The sequence below is a fragment of the Bradyrhizobium sp. CCBAU 051011 genome (assembly GCF_009930815.1).
In the GTDB taxonomy this organism is placed as follows: Bacteria; Pseudomonadota; Alphaproteobacteria; order Rhizobiales; family Xanthobacteraceae; genus Bradyrhizobium.
Genome location: NZ_CP022222.1, coordinates 3253419 through 3272814 on the forward strand (window position 1 = coordinate 3253419; position 19396 = coordinate 3272814).

At 59.4% G+C, this 19396-nt stretch carries 18 protein-coding genes and 8 pseudogenes; 11 read left to right on the top strand and 15 right to left on the bottom strand.

The window, feature by feature from the left end; translation table 11 throughout:
• Positions 1 to 48: 48 nt before the first annotated feature.
• Positions 49 to 1016, top strand: a pseudogene (locus ACH79_RS15340) (IS3 family transposase); the annotation flags it as partial.
• 22 nt (positions 1017 to 1038) lie between these two features.
• Here the strand turns inward: ACH79_RS15340 and ACH79_RS15345 are convergent.
• The gene (locus tag ACH79_RS15345; protein WP_161851761.1) at positions 1039 to 2382 is read right to left on the bottom strand and encodes an IS5 family transposase; all 1344 of its coding nucleotides are present in this window, start codon (positions 2380 to 2382) and stop codon (positions 1039 to 1041) included.
• Between the two features lie 156 nt (positions 2383 to 2538).
• Between ACH79_RS15345 and ACH79_RS15350 the strand changes: the two are divergent.
• Positions 2539 to 2766, top strand: a pseudogene (locus ACH79_RS15350) (integrase core domain-containing protein); the annotation flags it as partial.
• Between the two features lie 78 nt (positions 2767 to 2844).
• Here ACH79_RS15350 and ACH79_RS43520 read toward each other — a convergent pair.
• The gene (locus ACH79_RS43520) at positions 2845 to 3165 is read right to left on the bottom strand and encodes a hypothetical protein (RefSeq protein WP_210255656.1); all 321 of its coding nucleotides are present in this window, start codon (positions 3163 to 3165) and stop codon (positions 2845 to 2847) included.
• A gap of 1086 nt (positions 3166 to 4251) precedes the next feature.
• Between ACH79_RS43520 and ACH79_RS15355 the strand changes: the two genes are divergently transcribed.
• The gene (locus ACH79_RS15355; protein WP_161851762.1) at positions 4252 to 5550 is read left to right on the top strand and encodes a hypothetical protein; all 1299 of its coding nucleotides are present in this window, start codon (positions 4252 to 4254) and stop codon (positions 5548 to 5550) included.
• Positions 5551 to 5588: 38 nt separating this feature from the next.
• Here ACH79_RS15355 and ACH79_RS15360 read toward each other — a convergent pair whose 3' ends face one another.
• Complete coding sequence (locus tag ACH79_RS15360; protein WP_161851763.1) at positions 5589 to 6158, bottom strand: hypothetical protein; 570 nt, start codon at positions 6156 to 6158, stop codon at positions 5589 to 5591.
• Entirely contained in the window at positions 6155 to 6511 is a 357-nt protein-coding gene (locus ACH79_RS15365; protein WP_161851764.1) for a hypothetical protein, read from the bottom strand. Before ACH79_RS15365 ends, ACH79_RS15360 begins: the two co-directional genes overlap by 4 nt.
• 966 nt (positions 6512 to 7477) lie before the next feature.
• Between ACH79_RS15365 and ACH79_RS15370 the strand changes: the two genes are divergently transcribed.
• The 3 genes and pseudogenes from ACH79_RS15370 to ACH79_RS43935 all read left to right on the top strand — a co-directional run.
• Positions 7478 to 7948, top strand: a complete 471-nt coding sequence (locus ACH79_RS15370) for a hypothetical protein (protein ID WP_161851765.1) — start codon at positions 7478 to 7480, stop codon at positions 7946 to 7948.
• Positions 7939 to 8217, top strand: a pseudogene (locus ACH79_RS42950) (TRAP transporter substrate-binding protein); the annotation flags it as partial. The gene ACH79_RS15370 and the pseudogene ACH79_RS42950, both read left to right, overlap by 10 nt.
• Before the next feature lie 120 nt (positions 8218 to 8337).
• Positions 8338 to 8604: pseudogene (locus ACH79_RS43935) on the top strand (alpha/beta fold hydrolase); the annotation flags it as partial.
• On the opposite strand, the gene ACH79_RS43940 reads toward ACH79_RS43935, so the two are convergent.
• Together ACH79_RS43940 and ACH79_RS15385 are read right to left on the bottom strand one after the other, a co-directional pair.
• Complete coding sequence (locus ACH79_RS43940) at positions 8598 to 9167, bottom strand: hypothetical protein (RefSeq protein WP_246738549.1); 570 nt, start codon at positions 9165 to 9167, stop codon at positions 8598 to 8600. The pseudogene ACH79_RS43935 and the gene ACH79_RS43940 sit on opposite strands and share 7 nt — an antisense overlap.
• Before the next feature lie 195 nt (positions 9168 to 9362).
• Positions 9363 to 9931: pseudogene (locus ACH79_RS15385) on the bottom strand (hypothetical protein).
• Between the two features lie 541 nt (positions 9932 to 10472).
• Between ACH79_RS15385 and ACH79_RS15390 the strand changes: the two are divergent.
• A complete protein-coding gene (locus ACH79_RS15390) occupies positions 10473 to 10709 on the top strand; it encodes a hypothetical protein (protein WP_161851767.1) in 237 nt (78 codons plus the stop codon).
• A 367-nt stretch (positions 10710 to 11076) separates the two neighbouring features.
• Here ACH79_RS15390 and ACH79_RS45080 read toward each other — a convergent pair whose 3' ends face one another.
• The 3 genes from ACH79_RS45080 to ACH79_RS45090 form a co-directional block, all read right to left on the bottom strand.
• Positions 11077 to 11334, bottom strand: coding sequence for a DUF3606 domain-containing protein (locus ACH79_RS45080; protein ID WP_161851768.1), 258 nt, complete (start codon positions 11332 to 11334; stop codon positions 11077 to 11079).
• Positions 11335 to 11387: 53 nt separating this feature from the next.
• Positions 11388 to 11789 carry a tyrosine-type recombinase/integrase gene (locus tag ACH79_RS45085; RefSeq protein WP_161851769.1) on the bottom strand — a complete coding sequence of 134 codons (402 nt, stop codon included), beginning with the start codon at positions 11787 to 11789 and terminating at the stop codon, positions 11388 to 11390.
• A 76-nt stretch (positions 11790 to 11865) separates the two neighbouring features.
• Positions 11866 to 12012, bottom strand: coding sequence for a hypothetical protein (locus ACH79_RS45090; protein ID WP_371419458.1), 147 nt, complete (start codon positions 12010 to 12012; stop codon positions 11866 to 11868).
• Between the two features lie 116 nt (positions 12013 to 12128).
• Here ACH79_RS45090 and ACH79_RS15410 point away from each other — a divergent pair.
• Positions 12129 to 12429 (top strand): annotated as a pseudogene (locus tag ACH79_RS15410) (transposase); the annotation flags it as partial.
• Positions 12430 to 12455: 26 nt separating this feature from the next.
• On the opposite strand, the pseudogene ACH79_RS15415 reads toward ACH79_RS15410, so the two are convergent.
• The 4 genes and pseudogenes from ACH79_RS15415 to ACH79_RS42965 all read right to left on the bottom strand — a co-directional run.
• Positions 12456 to 12843, bottom strand: a pseudogene (locus ACH79_RS15415) (helix-turn-helix domain-containing protein); the annotation flags it as partial.
• Between the two features lie 466 nt (positions 12844 to 13309).
• Positions 13310 to 13597, bottom strand: a complete 288-nt coding sequence (locus tag ACH79_RS42955; protein ID WP_202639245.1) for an ATP-dependent endonuclease — start codon at positions 13595 to 13597, stop codon at positions 13310 to 13312.
• Between the two features lie 3 nt (positions 13598 to 13600).
• On the bottom strand, positions 13601 to 13966 hold the full coding sequence (locus ACH79_RS42960; RefSeq protein WP_202639306.1) for an AAA family ATPase: 366 nt from the start codon (positions 13964 to 13966) through the stop codon (positions 13601 to 13603).
• 6 nt (positions 13967 to 13972) lie between these two features.
• Positions 13973 to 14764 carry a hypothetical protein gene (locus tag ACH79_RS42965; RefSeq protein WP_202639246.1) on the bottom strand — a complete coding sequence of 264 codons (792 nt, stop codon included), beginning with the start codon at positions 14762 to 14764 and terminating at the stop codon, positions 13973 to 13975.
• Between the two features lie 288 nt (positions 14765 to 15052).
• On the opposite strand from ACH79_RS42965, the gene ACH79_RS15425 reads away from it, so the two are divergent.
• The 3 genes and pseudogenes from ACH79_RS15425 to ACH79_RS15435 all read left to right on the top strand — a co-directional run.
• Positions 15053 to 16042: an SAM-dependent methyltransferase gene (locus ACH79_RS15425; RefSeq protein WP_161851771.1), complete on the top strand. Its 990-nt coding sequence runs from the start codon at positions 15053 to 15055 to the stop codon at positions 16040 to 16042.
• A gap of 188 nt (positions 16043 to 16230) precedes the next feature.
• On the top strand, positions 16231 to 17007 hold the full coding sequence (locus tag ACH79_RS15430) for a TauD/TfdA family dioxygenase (protein ID WP_246738678.1): 777 nt from the start codon (positions 16231 to 16233) through the stop codon (positions 17005 to 17007).
• Positions 16976 to 17074 (top strand): annotated as a pseudogene (locus ACH79_RS15435) (IS481 family transposase); the annotation flags it as partial. The gene ACH79_RS15430 and the pseudogene ACH79_RS15435, both read left to right, overlap by 32 nt.
• 642 nt (positions 17075 to 17716) lie before the next feature.
• Here the strand turns inward: ACH79_RS15435 and ACH79_RS15440 are convergent.
• Positions 17717 to 17932 (bottom strand): hypothetical protein, encoded by a 216-nt coding sequence (locus ACH79_RS15440; RefSeq protein WP_161851773.1) that lies wholly within the window; start codon positions 17930 to 17932, stop codon positions 17717 to 17719.
• Complete coding sequence (locus ACH79_RS15445; protein ID WP_161851761.1) at positions 17929 to 19272, bottom strand: IS5 family transposase; 1344 nt, start codon at positions 19270 to 19272, stop codon at positions 17929 to 17931. Before ACH79_RS15445 ends, ACH79_RS15440 begins: the two co-directional genes overlap by 4 nt.
• Positions 19273 to 19396: the final 124 nt, after the last annotated feature.

Genomic DNA, 19396 nt, shown 5'->3' on the forward strand with positions numbered 1-19396 from the left:
GCTTAATCCAGCTTGAAGTTCGTTCTGGCCCACAACAAGGACCAGAGCATGAAGCGCAGCCGCTTTTCGGAAGAGCAGATCATCGGGATTTTGAAGGAGCATGAGGCCGGGGTTTCGGTTGCCGATCTGTGCCGCAAGCATGGCGTCAGCGACGCCAGCATCTACAAATGGAAGGCCAAGTTCGGTGGGATGGAGGTGTCGGAGGCCAAGCGGCTGAAGACGCTGGAGGACGAGAACACACGGCTGAAGCGGCTCTTGGCCGACGCCATGCTGGACAATGCTGCCTTGAAGGACCTGGTGGGAAAGAAATGGTGACGCCCGCGGCCAAGCGGAAAGCTGTCGCCCATCTCAGAGGCGCCTTCGGGATGAGCGAACGGCGGGCGTGTAAAACCATCGGCTGCTGCCGCATGACCATGAGATACCAGACGACCCGGGCCGACGAAGCCGGCCTTCGCCAGCGCATGCGGGCAATCGCCCAGGAACGTCGTCGTTTCGGCTATCGACGCCTGCACGTGCTGCTCAAGCGGGAGGGCTATCTGGTCAACCACAAGAAGCTGTTCCGGCTGTACCGGGAAGAGAGGCTCGCGGTGCGCCGCCGTGGCGGCCGCAAGCGGGCGATCGGGACCCGGGCGCCGATGACGGTGGCGAGGGCGCCGAACGACCGCTGGTCGCTCGACTTCGTGTCGGATCAGCTCACCGACGGCCGCCGCTTCCGTATCCTCACCGTTGTCGATGATTGCACGCGCGAGTGCCTGGCACTGGTGGCCGATACCTCGCTCTCCGGCACCCGTGTGGCGCGGGAGCTGGACCGGCTGGTGATCGAGCGCGGCAAGCCCAAGACGGTGGTCAGCGACAACGGCACCGAACTCACCAGCAACGCCATCCTGACATGGACTGATCAGAGCCGGGTCGCCTGGCACTACATTGCGCCGGGCAAGCCCATGCAGAATGCCTTCATCGAGAGCTTCAACGGCCGGCTGCGGGATGAATTGTTGAACGAGACGATGTTTACCTCGTCGTCCGTGAAGAAGATTGATTTCACGCTGGATTAAGCCGACCGCCGGAGAAGAGTGCGGTCAGGAAGAGGTGCAGCAAAAGCCTGAGCCAGCGGATGAGGCGGCGGAAGTTGTAGCCGGCGGCGGCGAGGACGGCGTTGGCTGCATCGCCGCGACGGAACCAGAGATAATTGCGGCCCATGCGGTGCTCGGCTTTGAGATGGCCGATGACGGGCTCGACAGCGGCCCTGCGGCGCAATTGGCGTTTGATCCTTGGTGTCACTCCTCGCTTCTGGCCGGAGATGAAGACCCTGAACTTGTAATCGGGTGGGGCGTTGTGGCCGCGATATCCCTTGTCGGCGAGGAGGCGCGCGATGATGTTGCCGATGAGCGCCTCCATGTCCGGGATCACGGTGGCCAGCGTGTGACCGTCATAGGGATTGCCGGGCAGTGCCTTCACATGGGTGACGAGTTGGCCGCCCCTGGCGTGGCCGATCGTGGTGGCGACGGAGACTTTGACGCCGAACTCGTAAGGCCGGTGGGCCTTGCCCTTGCCGATGCACTCGACCTCCGGCGCGTGCAGGGAATAAACCTTCGGCCCACGTTGACGCTGCTGCTGCTCGCGCACGCGCCGCGCCAGCGCCAGCAGCTTTGCGAACGCCGCCTCGAGCCCGCTGTTACCCTCGATCTTGCGGCCGATGTCGCGGATCACGCGGCCCAGATAGGTCCGCAGCGTCTTGAGCTTCCGGTTGGCGCGCTTGAACTGCTTGGCGTGGGCATAGCGCTGGTGCTCGATCAGGGCGAACTTGCCCACCCGCGCATAGGACTGACGCAAAATCACCCCATGGCGCTGCGCCAGCCGCACCAGCTTCTCGCGCGCCCGGTTTAGAAGCTTCGCGTCGGTGGGGAACGTCACGTTCTTGGGCTGAACCGTGGTGTCGACGATCACCCGCGACAGTTCGGACGGCTTGACTGCCTCGGTCTTGACGGCAACCGACAGGCTTTCCTGGATCAGCGCCGCCAGCCGTTCCTCGCCCATGCGATTGCGCCAGCGCGTCAGCGACGAGCGATCGAACACCAACCGGTGCTGGAAGAATTCTTCGCCGCAGAAGTATTGGTAATAGGGGTTCTCGACCCACCGCTCGCACAGCACCTCGTCGGACAGGTCGTAGGTGTGCTTGAGGATCGAAAGCCCCGCCATCAAGCGCGTCGGCAGCGGCGGCCGGCCGGGATCATCATCGTAAACCTCGCCGAACCGCCCTTCCAGAAAGCCCCAATCCACCGTGCGGCCCAGCCTCACCAGCGGATGCTTCATGTCGATGATCTGATCGAGCCGGGAGCGGAAAAGATCCTGTTCCCCCGTCTCGCTCCGCTCTCGTGGCCGCATCGAATCTCTCGCCAAAGCCGGTTCTGCGCGAGTGAATCACAAATCAAGTTTGCAAGGAATCCCGCTCCAAAGGCCCGCTTTCCGGCAAATTCAATTACTGCAAAATGCCGTTTCCGGATTCCAAATCAACGGCTTGGGAATTCTTCACGGACGACTACCTCGCTGGCCCAGGCCCGCGTCGCGCTCGGATGCTGGCGCGCCGATTACAACGATGCACGCCCACACTCGCGGCTCGGATGGAAGACGCCGTCCGAGTTCGCCTTCACCTGCCATCCGCGCCGGGATCTGGCGCTGCGCTATGCCGAGGGCTCCGCGCCAGCTCCCGTCGCTACCACCGCCCAACCGGGCAAATCCAATAGCCGGAGCGAACTCAGGATTGGATAAAACTTGGGGGCAAGGTCACGATAGTTGAATATTTGGTTCTCATCTCCCCAAGACAGCAAGTTATCTATCTTGCGATGGCTAACCCATTGGTGTGTTAGGACCGGCAGCGAGTGCTTGGTACGTACCTGAGCCGGTCGGCCCGTAGAAAGCCAATCCATTTCCATTCGTCCAGCCACGACTGTCACAAGGTGCCGCTATTTTGCTTGTGACGAAGACTTTCTGACCAGCCTTAACTGGAATTTTCACATAGGCTGATGCTGGTAGACAGCCGGCAAGAGTTACTTCGCTCACAGCCCCTGCAGGGCGGGCTTGTTCTTCGAGAGCCTTTTCCGGCACCTCACCAGCGAATGCCGGGGTTGCGAGGGTCAAGAACGCGAACGCGGCAAAACATCTTTTCATGAAATATCTCCCTATTTCAAACGAGGTTCGACAAAGGTGTGTCCTCCCGTTACGAACGTCGCAAACGTCTCCCAGAATATCGCTCAGCTACCTGAGGAATGCGAACAAATAACCTACTAAGTCTGGTAGCGTCGGCAGGTCCAGCCTCCTGCCATTCCGGCCGCTCGTGCTCACAATCAACATCAACTGGGGATACCTTCTCGCGGTACAACCGCTTCGGTCGAAGATGGAATCGTTGATTAATGACATCGGAATTGGACCGACCAAGCACTCGGCCCATTATTGGTAAACCTGGAGTTTCACATCGTCTCCTCGCGCTCTATGGACCCTCTCCCAGCCCTTGCCGAGCGAGATTGGGCAGCCTCCGCCACCACCTCCGACTCAAAGCGCTGCCAGAGACGTCTGATATTGTGCAGCATATGCTGGCCGTCCTCGGTTTGCATGTCGCGCAGGATTTCTTGTGCCCACACGCCTTTTACCATGCAAAGTTCGAACGTCCTCGTCGACTCCCATCCCAAGATTCATGAAGAGCTCATGATGGCGACGTTCACTTGCACTCCACTTCGTCCGTGATATCGCTAGTGAGCAGTTGGCTTCGGCCTCGCCCAGCGAGGGGTGAGAATATGGAACGGGCCATCAGAGCAATCTTCTGGCAGCCTTCGCATATCCTCGAACACATTCTTTCCAGGAGCCAATCTTTCTCTTCGAGACGAGTGTATTGATCATTCGCAACAGGGAAGGGTTCGCCAGAGCTTCGAGGCCGTCACGATGCCGATAGAACCCGAAGCGGACGATGTCGAGTGAATGTCCACTCGAGCGATGTCGAAGCCCTGCGAAGGGCGATTTCTCCTGGCAGATTCCGCGGCACAGTTGGTCGTTTTCCCTTCGGATATCAACTCTACAACATTTGGTAGTAGACGGTTCCAGCCATACGATGCTTCCATCACAATTACGAATCGTCGGCGGTAATTCGATTGCTGGCGCTGCCTGGGGCGTTACTCCTAAAACTGGGAGCCCACCTTGCGCCTGCCGAAATATTCAAGAGCTCTGGCCGAAAGCAGTATTTGCCTTCACACGGCGTGAACCATGTATAAAATCGACCGCGAGCGTTTTCTCGACCTTACCGAGAATCATGACATCCCGACAGTGCCGCAAGTCGAGGCAATACTGGAGGAAGCGGAGAGCGAGTCACTCAGCTACGCGAAGCTCAATTCACTCGTGAACGCGATCCACTCAACCGAGTTCCAGGCCATTCGCGACAAAGTTCTTGCAAAGTCCGAATTTGTCCGTCGCAAGATTTATGGCGGCTTGGTTGTTTCGATGGCACCGGTGGAAGTAACAAATCGCTGCGCGTCTGATTGTAATTTCTGTGGCTGGCGCTCCGACAACAATGAGATGCGCCGGCTAAGCCTGGACGAGCGGCTCATTGTTGTGCAGGTTGAGTACCTACTCGCGAAGGGATTCCAGCACATCGAACTTGTTGGTGGCGATGATGTAAAATTCGTAAGAGATCAGCTTCCCGTCCTTGTTCAACGAGTAAGGCAGATAATGGGCGGAAGTCTCGCAAACAGAGTACTGTTTTGCACGATGGCGCTGACGTCACGGCATTATAGAAGCCTGAAGAACGCCGGCGCTGACGGCATCATCATGTGGCAGGAGACTTATGACCATGAAGTCTATAACTCCCACATTACGAAGGGTCCCAAGGCTCGCGGCATCGATGACAGCTACAAGGTCGTGAAGAATGGTGATGGATACCGCTTCCGGCTGGAGAGCCAGGATCGCGCGCTACGAGAAGGCTTATCGGCTTCAGTTGGAGCGATGCTAGGCCTAAATCCAAATATCGGGTTCGAGATAATTGCAACCGTAGATCACGCCCGATATCTGGAAAGTTCGTACCAGCCCGCTGATCCTATTATCGTAGGCATGCCAACTTGGAACAACATTACTACGCCGCGCACCGACAAAAGACCAGCGCGCACTCTTCCGATCGACGGCTATTTTGCATTCTTCGCATCGATCTACTTTCTCGCATTGCATCGCTACCGCGCATGGATATTCCCGAATTGCAGGGTGAGCCTACCGATCCAGATCGACGCCGTTCGTGCGGCCGGTGTTTATACCTCAACTGAAGTAAAACTTGGGCCGGGTGGATATCTAAACTCGGCAATTTCCAAGCTTCCGGTCGAGCAACGAGCTGCCATCATGCAGATGCTGAAATCGACATTCAAAGGAGAGTTATCAGCAGAAAATTGGCATGATGAGCTCGACAACCTTGAGCAGTTCAAGCACGACTTTCACCATCACGAGACCTACGTAAAAGCGTTGACTGACGCCGGCTTATTCATTGGCAGCCAAACGGCGCCTAGTTCGGCGAACCATTGATCGGGAGCGTGTTGCTCACTCCAGGTCGATCATGTTCGCTACGAGTCGATCAACTGCACGTGCCGCGGTCCAAATCGCTCACGAATAAGCAGGTAGCCTTCTGGACGATCCGTTGCCATTCCGCTTCGGGCTTGAGCGTTCAGACTGGGCCCGCCCTTCGCAAAGCGCTCGCAAACGCGCTCGTGTTGCTTGACCATCACGGCGGTCAGCATTTTTATGGCTGCTCGTTCCGCTTCGAAGCCGCGCAACTTCGCAAAGGTGGAACGCAGTTGCTGCAACATCGAGGAATGGTCGCGAGCCCAAAGTCCTGTGAAGGCCTCATCCACGCCGAGCATCGGAACAACCACGTGTTTCTCGTAGTCGTTCCTGGACATATTGCCGGCAACCTTGAACGCGACTGCACACGCCCTGGTTATTGATGAGAGCCGCTGAAACTGACGAGCAGTGGCCACATGATTGTCGGCTGAAATAGCACGTTCCATTAGTTTGAGGCTGCGCTCGAGTTCGCGGCAGAGTACGAACAAGCCTTGATGACCAGTAATCCAGTTGGTGAGGGCTTCGCCGGCATGGGCCCTCCTAAGTTCCTCGTACTTCATAGGGCCATTCATGTTCGTTCTCCGTAGTTTTCTACAATCGATTGAACGGCCTCGCCCAGAATCGCCTCCTCAACATCTGTTAGGACGCTCTTGGAGCTTACAAGTGCGGCGCATCCACTCATAGTCCGAAGAAGCGCCACCAATCCGGCAAGGTCTGAATCTTTTTGGATACGCTGGACCAAGAAGAACCAGTCGTAGCGATCCATTTTGGAGCCTGAACTCGGCACCTTGTCCTCAAGAGCGACTGCGTTCACATCGGCGCCGAGAATGAGCCTCAAAGATTTCATTTGGCTTATGAGAGATGGCGAGGAGTTTCTAATGGTCTCGACTACCGCCTGCGCGCGATCTGGCGACAGATGCCTCATCAGGTCCGCCGATACCTCGATTGGAAGCATTAGATGTGGCATGGCCATAACTTAGCCTTTCTAGATCACTCCACGAGTTTCATCCAGCCTGCACAACTACACCAGAGCCGATTCAAACAAACCACGTCCGCAGACCAAGATCTTGGTTCCTGTCGCAAGCTCTGATCAAGACCAGCGGACTATGGAGCGAACTTTAATTTCAGTTTCTTGTCGACGAGCTGTTTAGTAGGCGGAGATGGCTCGATCCAAAATCGGGCAATTCTCTGGGACACTGGCAGAAAGCAAACCCGCTGCTCGTAGACGGTTGCTCGCCTTCGCAAGACCAAGAGCAAACACGGCTGGAATGCAGATCCAAGTCGACAAAACGGGACCCTCACAAGCATTGAACGCTTTGCGGTCTACACAACTAGGCGCACGCACCAACCGCCACAGCTCGGATCGGCAGGAAGACTGCGAGCCGTCGCCGGCAACGACACCGCGTTCACCGGCAGGAGCCTGGCAGATCAGCCGGGAGGCTGAAGGTTGTATCAGCGCTTAAACGGAGTGCTTTTAGTCTCATATAGCGGCTGCCTCGTCCAGCGGATCTGCCCCCAACTGATAACGCGGTTGCTGTCTGCGCGAATTTCGTCGCTCGCACGCTAGCCTCTCTGGCAGGCGAGACAGAAGCCGACGCCGCAACACAACCAGAGCACACGCCGTTCAGTCATATCTTTCCCACACAAGGGTCCCGGATTGTATCCCCGAAAAGACGAACAGGCGCCTACCAGGATTGGTCGGCCCATGAACGCCCCCCCCCGTCCCTGCCTCCTATGAAGGCGCAGGGTGGGCCGGTGATGCCGCCGCCTCCTGCGAAAGGCGGGGACGGCCCCTGGTCGGCGGAGAAGATTGCACTGTTCCAGAGTTGGATCGACGGCGGCTATCAGCCCTGAGCTGGGCGCCGTGCGCCGATTTTCTCGAGGAGCTTTCATGCAGAAGCTGACATCGATCTTCTGTTTCGTCACCTGTTCATCTTTATGCGGATCATTGGTCGCGGTCGCTCAACAGCCTCCGGTCGGTTACTTCGATATACCGCCAGGCTTCGATTATCCCGCAAACAAGCAGACACTCGAGCAATATCGGACATCGGCAAACGTTCCCGCGCAGCGCCTCCACGTCTGGAACGTGTTTGCGGGCATGACCCGGACGACGCCGGATGGGAAGTACCCGATCTTCGAAACATGGTTTTCGGAAGATGAGCTCTTTAAGGTCGGGCCGGAGCCGCAGGCACGCCGCATCGTGCGGCGCTTCAAGCAGCCCGCCCAGTTGTCGGCCATACCCGGAGAACTCGTGCCGCAAGCTGCGGGGACTGCTCTACTGTCGGAGGTGCTCTACAACTACGCGGGCTACAAGCACGTACGCACAAATCAGCTCTATCTCACCGTGGTGACCTGCCACTGAACTTTCATCCAGCGGCAGTTAGAGTCTCGGAGTGCATTCTCACCCGCCCGGCATCAGCCGCCGAGTTCGTCTACAAGTTCGCGACCGGACAGGATTCGACCCATCCGGTGAACATCCGGGCGCAGGAGGCGATCGACCGTATCCACGAGGCGACCAGCGGCCGGCTGGAGATCAGGCTCTTTCCGGCCAATCAGCTCGGCTCCGACACCGAGCTCCTGACCCAGGTTCGCAGCGGCGGTGTCGAATTCGCGGCCGACGAGGCTTCCGTCACGACGCCGGCCCTCGAGATCGTCAGTCCGGACCCGCTGCATCGAGTCAGGCGATCCGTCGAACCGCTTGTCCTTGCTCTGCATGGCGTCGGCGGCCACGCGGAGGCATACTCCAGAAACTTCGGCCCGCACGCAGAACACTTCTGGTTTGTGGCGATCGACATGCTCGGACATGGGTGGACAGCCAAGCCGGCCATCGACTACCAGGTGAAAGACTACGCAAATCATGTGCTCGCCGTCCTGAAGACGCTCGGCAGGGACAAGGCGATGATCAGCGGTGAATCGCTCGGCGGCTGGGTCGCGAACTATTTCGCCGTGCATCGTCCTGATGCTGTCGAGAAGCTCGTCCTCAACACGGCCGGTGGCTGGACAGCGCACCCTCAGTGATGGCGCGTCTGAAGACGCTGTCCAACCAGGCCGCCTCCGAGCCTTCTTGGGAGCGGATCAAGGCTCGTCTCGAATTCCTGATGTGCGACAAGAGCATGGTCTCGGACGATTTGATCGAGACACGCCGAGCGATCTATGCACAGCCGGGTTTTGCCGACACGATGAAGCGGATCATGTGTCTGCAGGAGATGGAAATCCGTGTCGGTCGCGGCGATGACGTTCGCCAACTGCAGGGCTAGATTGCGCGTGCCGCGCTGGACCGTGGTCGTATTGACGCCGACAGCATCGACGTAGAACAAGGGTCGATTGGTCGTCGTATTCGAGAGCGGCATGATCTTGAAGCCGATCGTCGCGAGCGCGTTCGGTGTCATTTTCGACATCGTCTCCGTGAAGCCCACGAAGGCGCGGCCGTGGCCTTCACTAAAACATACACCCCGGACGTATGCGTCGGAGTTCTGCGCGGTGATGTTCCAGAAGCTCGACATGTTGAGCATGGTCTTCTGGTCCACAATGTAGTCCCGATTAGGATGAGAAACTTGCGGCAGGGGATAGATGCCATCCACGCTGTGGGACGGCAAAGCCGTTGCGCGGGCATCGGGTCCAGGAGACAGGACCACGACTGGGAGGAGCCGGCGATGGCGCGGAGCGCGGGCGGCTCCCTTTGTTGCAGCGGCGCCACGAAAAAGGGCCGGCCTCGCGGACCGGCCGTCAGGTGGCTGTAGTGGAAGAGGCGTGGGGCCGAGGCCCCGCGCTGACAGTTAGTCCAACGCCGACATCTGCGCCTTGGCCGCTTTCCGGCCGACGGTGTCGGTCGTGTTGTCGACGGGACGCTCGAAAGGCTTCCAGGTCTCGCCGACGAGCTTTTCGTAAGCGGCGACGGCGCCTTCAGCGGCCATGCGAAGCGCGTGAGCCTGCACGCCCATGTCGGCGGCGAATCCACTCTTGCGCTGTGCCCGGCTATCGAAAGCTGACCGGGCCATAAAAGATCCTCATCGCGGCTGTCGTTGGCGAGCTTAGCGGTCGCATCTCGCGCTTCAGTGACTGCTCGGGTGTAGAAGCGGCGCCGTAGCGGATCCGACATAAGCACCGACGATCCGTTGAAGGTGGATCTGCATTGCGCGCCCACTCAGGTATCCTTGAGCGCGTCGGCAGTTTCGATGATAAGCCGCTCATGCAGATCGCGGATGCCGTCAGCGTCCAGGATCGCGAGCCCGAAGCTTTCGGAGATGCGCTGTGCCTGTGCCGAGTCTGGGCAGGCGAGCCGGGTGGTGACCTTGCGAAGCGGGATAACACGGGCACTGGCGCGATAACGAGCAGTTTTGGTCATGATGTCCTTTCTCGGTTTCACCCTCGGGAGCTTCAGCCCTCGCCGTCAATCCCTCGGGTGCGGTCGACAAGAACCGCCTGAGGCGGGCCGCTTCAGGGCTCGATAATGCGAAGCTGGCGCCGCGTGTCATGCTGCGCCGCCTTCATCCTCGCCAGCAGCAAGCGCGATGAGACGCTCAATCATGGGACCGCCTTTGCTGGCCAGGCCGGGAGGGGCGCACCGTACGAGCGCTTTTGGCAGCCAACCAATTTAGGTAGGTGTTCTGCGGGGCTCTTTGAATTTAGAGTTCAGTACCTCTATGCCAGCACGCTAGGGGCGGGCTGGTCAGCTTTGTGCCTTGAAGCTGACGACTGGAGTTAGCGGCGCGTGGCAGGGACAGCGCTGTACCGGTCCACCTCGAAGCGCCGAGTCACGTTGCCGCTAACTTCGATGATGAGTCGTAGCGCCAAAGAGACGAGCGAGCGAGCTTAATTCTCCGCGGTGTTCCCGCCCTCAACAAGGAAGGCAAGTCCAAAATCGGACAAAAGCACGAGGATGTCTGATGTCTAGTTCTGACCCTGACCCGGCCTTAGTCAGTGCTGTACGGGCACTGGCCACTGCAACCCTGACGGTAGCTCTTGTCGGGACTTCAGGCAAGCCCTGGTCGCCGCTGGAAGTGCTCGACGTCTATGAGGACTTTTATCACCTCCTCTATCCGAACGCGGGAAGCGGAGCCTATCAGGCGTGGAGGACCACTTCCGACGAACGCCTGAAGAAGGTTCGCGGCCCGAGTAGCTAATTATGACGTGGACATACGAAACGCATCCCGCGTCAGCCGGAATTATTATCGTCCAGGAGAATGCGCCTCCTGTTTGATGGTCGGGTTCTAGGCCAATTCATTTCCCCGGTTGTAGCCGCAGAAGAACTATCGAATCGCGGATGCCATTCTGGAGAGCCAACGAAGATGGGTATCCCTGAATATCTGTCGAGTGGCAATGCGTTCCGTACCTCGTTAACCACCGCCGCAGTCATTGACGAGCATGGAAACGCCGTGAAGCCTTCAGAGCCACCGATGCTAAACCGATACACGATCCGACGCGACGCTCTCGGATGGACTGTAGTTGATACCCTGACGGCCCTGGTAGCATGCGAGGGCAATGTCACGCTCACAGGGCTTTCGAATGAGGAGGCACACGGCTTGGCAATTGCACTCTCGTCGCTCCATCGCAAAGCCTCGCAGGACCATTGATAGCTCTAAACGGGTAGATGCCAAAAACGCGAAAAAAGGATAGTGGACTTCCCGTTGCCTTGTATTTATCGCTCAAGTACTTCCTGACTTTGGCCACCGATGATCCCAGGGCGCGAAGCGCGCCTGCTAATTGTTGACCGGACACGTTGAGCGCTTTCAGTATTCCTTTTTCCATTCCTCGTTAAGGTTGGTCCTGCTGCGGTCGGGATTACCCCGCTTTCGAGATCGTCAGCCATCGCAACTCCTGCTTGCTTGTCCCTGGCCTCCCGTTCTTCCTCTTCGCAAAATCAACGTACGTTGGGTGTCACCTTCTGCATTTGACGGGTGGGCGAAAGACGGCACCATGCTGGTACCTATCAGGCGCGGGGCGGCGTGCTGCGGGACATGCGCCTGATTGATCTTGCGTTCGAATTGAGGCGACGCGAGGGATTTCGAACCCGGGGGCAAGTGTGAGCCTAACGCGGCAACTAGCTTTTGCTCCGCCGCCTTCGTGTACCGCTCCACCTCTTCCAAGCTATCGTGGCCGTTGATGCTGGCAACAACCTTCAGCGAGAAGCCAAGCTCAGCCAGTCGACGAGCAGCGGCAAATCGCAGTGTGTGGGAGCTGCATTGCGTGGTTATAGTCGACAATAACGAGTTGCAGTCCTAGTTGGCATTTCAAGCGGCGCGCGGGCGGGTTGAGCGATAGAGATGGCGCCGGCTTTGCTCAATAAGTAGCGCCAGCCGGCGGATTTTCTGGCGGCAATCGAACCTTGCCAAACGTAGTCTCGTCGATGTCGCCACGCCTGATATCGTAGGAGGGGATCTCCGTCTGCTCCGAGATTACGCGAGCGGCAAGTTGCTCCGACGACATCTCCAAAGAGAAGAAAGCAACGATGCCACCAGCCACCGGTTTAGCCGAGCCATCGATTCTTTACCTCATCATCATCGCTGTTCGCCGTCAGGGCCTATGAGACAAATTGAAGGGTTATGCGGAGGGAGGATTTCTGGTTCATCGTAGCCACCAGGAGCGAAGATGAAGCAGAATCCGGACCGGGCAAAGCGACGGCAGAACAAGTGTTAAAGGACATTCGGCACCAGACACGCCGGCAGTATTCGGCGGAAGAGAAGATCCGTAGCGTGCTGGAAGGACTGCGGGGCGAGGAGAATATCGCCGAGCTGTGCCGGCGCGAGGGCATTGCCGCCTCAATGTACTATGGTGGTCCAAGGAGTTCCTCGAAGCCGTTAAACGTCGCCTGGGGGCGACACGGCGCGTGCGGCAAGCTCTGGCTAGATGAAGGATCTGCGTCGTGAGACGGCCGTCGTCTTCTCCTTGAACTCGTTCGCCGCCTGATCACCACTAGGCCGGGCTGGTGATGAGGTCATGCGCCTTGAGCAACCGATAGACCGACGCTTCGGAGACAAAATACTTCCGTTCGTCGGTGAACCGCACGGCCAGCTCACACGGCGACAGCTGCGGAGTTTCCAGCGCCAGGTGGATGATCTGAGCTCGCACATCGTCCGGAATGCGATTCCAGACCCGCTCCGGTCGAGATCGATGATCGGCCAGCGCGGCGCTGCCGCCCTCGCGGTAACGCTCATACCAGCGATAGAAGGTGGCCCGTGGGATGCCAGGCTTGTCCAGCGTGCGCTTGGCCGGAAGATGCGATTGCTCAACCAACTGGATGATCTCGGCCTTCTCGGTGCGTATTTCGCAAAAACGGTGTCATTCGGCCTGCAATATTGCCCCCCCCCCGTAAATTTGAACGCCGATTGACAATTGCCCCGCAGCTCCTCGATCGCGCGATTCAAGACCGCCCTGTTAGACACGCGATGTCACCCAGCTTATTGCATCTGCGATGGAGGGATGGGCTGGAGGCCGCCGGCCCGCTTCGCCAGCCGCGCGCTCAGTCGTCCTTTTCCGATGTCGGCGATCATCGCGAGAAGCTGCGTCGGATCGACCGGTGTTCCGCTTCTCCAGTCCTTGATCCGCTTCGAACGGGTCGATCCGAACCCCTTTCGTCCAAGATGTCGAGCAGGGGCTGCAGCAGTGCTGGCGTTGCGGCGATTGAGACCTCGAAGGTTCTATCGTTGAGAAAGACGCCGTAGTTCGCCGCAAAGGCCCAAACGCCGCGTAATCAAGTGTATCCCACTGCGCCCGCAGTGCGGGGTCAGCGGGCGGCTGCCCCGACGCCTTGGCTCATGGCCTCCCAAATGTCCAAGGTGCGGTTTCGCCCCAGTGGGGGTTTCGTGCCATCGAGCGGATCCCAGTCGGTGACGACGGCGAACGAAATGTTCAGCGCAGTGGCAAGCTTTACGTAAGGCCGGAAGTTGGTCCCAGCCACGTTGCAGACTGTGATGCCGAGTTCGTCGAGCCGAAAGCCCATCGTGGCGGCGAAGACGGGGACGAGCGCCTCCTCGGCGTCGCCCTCGACGAAGATCACGCCGCGGGCGAACATCAGCTACGCGCGGGTCGCGTCGAGGTACCCCTCTAGGTCGTCGATCTCCTCCGGAGAGACCGGCAGTTTTGCCAGCGAATACGCGGTCGTGATTCCGGTGCCTGATCTAAGGAATACGATCGAGCGGAGCGGCGCGACAGCCGCGAGAGTCGGCGAGTGACTCGTCACTATCATCGCCTGCGCGGGGTCCGACTTGCCGAAGAGCTTCGTGAAGACGGAGCGTTGAAGCTGGGGATGTAGGTGCGCTTCGGGCTCCTCTATGCAGAGCAGCGAATAGTTGCGCTCGTTCTTCCTCCGCCTCCAATCGAACTCGGCGAGCTTTAGGGCGATCAGGGCAACATTCGCCGAGCCGAGGCTCGCCTCGGCGATGCCGCGCTAGCCGCCGTCAATATACATCGCTATCGCGCGGAAGACTCGAAGCGGGTCAGACGGCGCAAAGCGGAGTCGAGCGTCGATATCGTGTGCTCTTCCCGCGAGAGCAAGAATGTCGGCCCTTAACGAGTCCTCGAGCATGCTAACCGAGGGGAAGGCCTCCAAGGTCTGGGCCGCGAAAGAAAGTTGCGCGGCGACGCTGTCCAGATCAGCCGCGCTGACGCTGGAAATGGCCTCCTCAAGCAGATGCCGCAGCGGCGAGCTTCGCCATGAGCCGAGCTGGCCCTCCGCGTCGCGTAGCGCATCGAGAATGTCAATCGCGATGCGGCGTCGCACGCTACTAGGAATCGTACGCGCCTCGTCCCCGCCACCGAAAACAAGAAACTCAAAGTCGGCGTCCGACTGCGGTGGCCTCCCGACGTCTTGCTTCTTGCGGAAGAGGTACGTAAGCCTCGCGACCATCGGGTCGTGTGGCGTGCGGAAGTCCGTCAGCAGAGCCGTGAGCGCCGGGTCGCCCGCGAACTCAGAGAGCTCGATTGAGACCTCGATAGGTCGATCGTAGTCCGGCCGACCGTTGTCCCAGAAGTCGGACAGGTGCAATTGTCGCGCCGCATCCGGCATCGTTGGATCGAGCACCAGCCTGAAAGCGAAGAGGAGATTGCTCTTTCCTGCTCGATTTTCGCCGAGCAGAACGATATCGCCGACAGCGGCACGTCTATCGACTGGAAATTCCGGAAATTGCTTATCGCAAGTCTGCTCAGATGCATCGAGTTTCTCCCGACGAATCGAGCGCAATGCACGCCGACCGCCGACGATCCCGGTTACCGCGAATCTTGGACAATGTACAACTGTAACGGAGTTAGCGGTTGTGCCCGAAGCTGTCTATTTCTCTCGCCGCCCAACCAATTCTGGTAGGTGCCTTGCGGATCTTCTCGGGGATACAGATCCTGCACGAGCAGAAAGGATCCAAAAACCAATCAAAGGACCAAACCAAAGTAGAACCTACGCGGAAAGGACCAACATTCATCGATGGTATTTGGGACGCGGTCAGCGTCTTTGCGGGTTTGATGGAGCGGAAACACATTGAGCACCGACGCTGCGAGTTTACGTTCTCATCGTCAGTCCCGTTTTAGTCTTTGCTGTTGCGCACGGGCGACAGCTCTCTGCATCGGAGCGCCGATCATGTCTGCACCACCCAAACTTGGCATCCTGGCCATCATCGGAACCGGAATCCAAGGAGGACGGCAGTTGACCAGAGAGGCGATCACGCGGATCAAGAGTGCCGACGTGATCATGTTCTGCGTGTCCGAGCCACTAACCCGTGACTGGCTGCTTGAGCTGCGCCCAGACGCCGAGGATCTCTCGCGCTTCTATGCGGATGGCAAGGATCGGCGCACCACCTACGAGGAGATGGTTGAGAGCATGCTCGAGCCGGTTCGCCAGGGCAAGTCCGTCGCGGCGGCGTTCTATGGCCATCCAGGCGTCTTTGTCTCGCCCTCACATGAGGCCGTCAAGCGCGCCCGGCGCGAGGGCTATCGCGCCTTCATGCAACCTGCCATCTCCGCGGAGGCTTGCCTTTACGCTGACCTTGGCATCGATCCGGCGGAGCACGGCTGCCTGTCCTTTGAGGCGAGCGAGTGGCTCGTTTTCGGCCACAGGCTTGATCCGAGCTGCGCCGTGATTCTATGGCAGGTCGATTGCGTCGGCGAGGCCAGCTATCAGAGCGAGGGCTACAACGTTGCGCATGTGCCGCTCCTCATCGAGAGCCTCCTACGCTATTATGACGCTGATCACATTGGATATCTCTACCATGCACCCGTCCTGCCGATCGGCCGCTCAAAGGTTTGGCCGGTGAAAATCCGTGAACTGCACGAGACATTGCGGCGGTACAGAACCGCCGGGACGCTGTTCATCCCACCGGCGGCAGAGCCGCCAGTCGACCTCGATATGGCGCGCCGCCTTGGCATATCTGCCGACGAACTTGAAAGGGATATTCACATGCCGCCCTGGGGTGTCGATCCGCGCTTCCAGGTTGTCATGGGCAACACGGCCGAGCCGGAGCCTCACCCGTGACCAGCGAGCCAGCGACGCCTGGCTGCGTACAGCGGAGAGTCAATTTCTCCACGGGTGCACTATGGGATGCCTTTATCAGCGTCCGCCCGGAGGTTTGGCGATTTGAGATTCCCTTGCCCCTCCTCGATCCCGCGCCTCTTGCGGAGGTCTCCGCTTACGACTGGGCAGCGATCGTCCGCTCCGATCTCGTGCTTGACGCCGAGGATGCGCAGGCGGGTTTCTTTGCAAGAGTTGAACAGGCGCTGGGGCAGGGGCCCGGTTTCGCGCTGCTCAGCCGCATCCCCGTCGAGACCCTTTCCTTCCGCGAGGCGCGCTTGCTCCACATCATAATGGCGAAGAGGTTTGGACGCTTGCGCCCGCAGGATGTCTCAGGATCCTACCTCTGCGACGTGGTCGACCCAGACATGCCCGGCCATATGCAGAGCGACGAGCAAGTTGCGCTCGGACGACGCTGGAACGACTTGCCCTGCCATACCGACCACGCCTTCGGCCGTGACCCTCCGCGCCGCCTCGCCTTCCTCTGCTTCCGCGCGGCGGAGGCGGGCGGCGCGGTACGGCTAGCTAGTGCGGCGACGCTGCTCGCACGTGTCGCGAAGATGGCGCCCAGCCTTGTTGAGGACCTGCGGCGCCCCGTTCCCTTTGACGTGACGCGACAGATTGACCCTGCCGACGAGGCGCTCGACGCTGTCGCGATCCTCGACTCCGATGCTGACGGCACTCGTTTGCGCTATCTCTATCACCAGATCGCTTACGCGCGCCTCGACCCGCGACAGCGCGCGGCGGTGGGAGCTTTGGAGATGGCTCTTGCCGAACCAGGGCTCATCGCCGAACTCATGCCCTCACCAGGTGACACGCTTTTGATCAACAACGGCATCGTCCTGCATGGCCGGGGCGCTTACCGCAATAGGCAGGTGCCACCTACTCCGCGCCATCCGCTACAATTGGCACCGGCCGCATGGCAGTAACGGTTCGATGCCACCGATCAGCAAACTCGCTCTAACTAGGAACAACCTGTTGAGGCTCCACAACTAGAGCCTTGCCATATCGGTCTTCATTGTTGCTTCCCTTCTCAATGAGAGGATCAATCAGTGATGGCGGTCGGCAGCTCCTGCCGCCGGGTAACGAGAGCGCTCAAGAGTCGTGCCAACCGCGGGCGAAGAGACCCCGAACAACCGTCCTACATTCTATTCAACAACTTAACTGCGAGCGCGGCAGCCTGTCGGTCGAATAGTCATGTCTCGCAGATGCGACAAACGACAAACCAAGCAATTGAGAGCAACGCAAGTCACGTCGGAAGAGCTACAGCCGGAAGCGGGGGGTGGCGTTAAACGCGAGCGATGTTCTTTCGCAGATTTCGGTAAGTCGCGCCACACCATTTCCGGAACGGGCGCTCTGGACTGCGGGTGATCAGCTCTCAACGGACTTGCTCCTCATGGCCCAGGCGTTACTTGCCGGGCTTCTTCGATACCTTCGCATTTCGGGGATGTGCTACATGCATCGTGGATGAAGACATGGGCATTGAAGCGGCAAGCTACGTTCAAAAGCCCGTCAGGATGAAGCGGCTGCAACATGACCGAGTTGCTAAAACTCGCTTCGGACTAAGGCCTCCCGTGGTCGAGCCCAAGCGTAATTACGCCATCGTCTGCAATACCAGAATGGACGCCAATTGGCGTCTCAGGAGCTTGGCGAGGCGACGCCGCTGAATCGGTCAAGCTGAAACGCCTTCGGCGCGATCAGTTTCGCATCGAGTGCCAGATCCGCGAGCATCGTACCGATCGCGCTGGCGAACTTCGCACCGTGGCCGGAGCAAGGCGATGCGACGACGATGCGTGGGTCGGCCGGAAGTCGATCGATGATGAATTCGTCGTCCGTGAAGAAGATTGATTTCACGCTGGATTAAGCCGACCGCCGGAGAAGAGTGCGGTCAGGAAGAGGTGCAGCAAAAGCCTGAGCCAGCGGATGAGGCGGCGGAAGTTGTAGCCGGCGGCGGCGAGGACGGCGTTGGCTGCATCGCCGCGACGGAACCAGAGATAATTGCGGCCCATGCGGTGCTCGGCTTTGAGATGGCCGATGACGGGCTCGACAGCGGCCCTGCGGCGCAATTGGCGTTTGATCCTTGGTGTCACTCCTCGCTTCTGGCCGGAGATGAAGACCCTGAACTTGTAATCGGGTGGGGCGTTGTGGCCGCGATATCCCTTGTCGGCGAGGAGGCGCGCGATGATGTTGCCGATGAGCGCCTCCATGTCCGGGATCACGGTGGCCAGCGTGTGACCGTCATAGGGATTGCCGGGCAGTGCCTTCACATGGGTGACGAGTTGGCCGCCCCTGGCGTGGCCGATCGTGGTGGCGACGGAGACTTTGACGCCGAACTCGTAAGGCCGGTGGGCCTTGCCCTTGCCGATGCACTCGACCTCCGGCGCGTGCAGGGAATAAACCTTCGGCCCACGTTGACGCTGCTGCTGCTCGCGCACGCGCCGCGCCAGCGCCAGCAGCTTTGCGAACGCCGCCTCGAGCCCGCTGTTACCCTCGATCTTGCGGCCGATGTCGCGGATCACGCGGCCCAGATAGGTCCGCAGCGTCTTGAGCTTCCGGTTGGCGCGCTTGAACTGCTTGGCGTGGGCATAGCGCTGGTGCTCGATCAGGGCGAACTTGCCCACCCGCGCATAGGACTGACGCAAAATCACCCCATGGCGCTGCGCCAGCCGCACCAGCTTCTCGCGCGCCCGGTTTAGAAGCTTCGCGTCGGTGGGGAACGTCACGTTCTTGGGCTGAACCGTGGTGTCGACGATCACCCGCGACAGTTCGGACGGCTTGACTGCCTCGGTCTTGACGGCAACCGACAGGCTTTCCTGGATCAGCGCCGCCAGCCGTTCCTCGCCCATGCGATTGCGCCAGCGCGTCAGCGACGAGCGATCGAACACCAACCGGTGCTGGAAGAATTCTTCGCCGCAGAAGTATTGGTAATAGGGGTTCTCGACCCACCGCTCGCACAGCACCTCGTCGGACAGGTCGTAGGTGTGCTTGAGGATCGAAAGCCCCGCCATCAAGCGCGTCGGCAGCGGCGGCCGGCCGGGATCATCATCGTAAACCTCGCCGAACCGCCCTTCCAGAAAGCCCCAATCCACCGTGCGGCCCAGCCTCACCAGCGGATGCTTCATGTCGATGATCTGATCGAGCCGGGAGCGGAAAAGATCCTGTTCCCCCGTCTCGCTCCGCTCTCGTGGCCGCATCGAATCTCTCGCCAAAGCCGGTTCTGCGCGAGTGAATCACAAATCAAGTTTGCAAGGAATCCCGCTCCAAAGGCCCGCTTTCCGGCAAATTCAATTACTGCAAAATGCCGTTTCCGGATTCCAA

Bases quoted from the DNA above. Each gene is read 5' to 3' on its own strand.
- ACH79_RS15345 (WP_161851761.1), bottom strand. From the start codon at position 2,382: ATGCGGCCACGAGAGCGGAGCGAGACGGGGGAACAGGATCTTTTCCGC.
- ACH79_RS43520 (WP_210255656.1), bottom strand. From the start codon at position 3,165: ATGAAAAGATGTTTTGCCGCGTTCGCGTTCTTGACCCTCGCAACCCCG.
- ACH79_RS15355 (WP_161851762.1), top strand. From the start codon at position 4,252: ATGTATAAAATCGACCGCGAGCGTTTTCTCGACCTTACCGAGAATCAT.
- ACH79_RS15360 (WP_161851763.1), bottom strand. From the start codon at position 6,158: ATGAATGGCCCTATGAAGTACGAGGAACTTAGGAGGGCCCATGCCGGC.
- ACH79_RS15365 (WP_161851764.1), bottom strand. From the start codon at position 6,511: ATGAGGCATCTGTCGCCAGATCGCGCGCAGGCGGTAGTCGAGACCATT.
- ACH79_RS15370 (WP_161851765.1), top strand. From the start codon at position 7,478: ATGCAGAAGCTGACATCGATCTTCTGTTTCGTCACCTGTTCATCTTTA.
- ACH79_RS15390 (WP_161851767.1), top strand. From the start codon at position 10,473: ATGTCTAGTTCTGACCCTGACCCGGCCTTAGTCAGTGCTGTACGGGCA.
- ACH79_RS45080 (WP_161851768.1), bottom strand. From the start codon at position 11,334: ATGGAAAAAGGAATACTGAAAGCGCTCAACGTGTCCGGTCAACAATTA.
- ACH79_RS45090 (WP_371419458.1), bottom strand. From the start codon at position 12,012: ATGTCGTCGGAGCAACTTGCCGCTCGCGTAATCTCGGAGCAGACGGAG.
- ACH79_RS42955 (WP_202639245.1), bottom strand. From the start codon at position 13,597: ATGTTCGCCCGCGGCGTGATCTTCGTCGAGGGCGACGCCGAGGAGGCG.
- ACH79_RS15445 (WP_161851761.1), bottom strand. From the start codon at position 19,272: ATGCGGCCACGAGAGCGGAGCGAGACGGGGGAACAGGATCTTTTCCGC.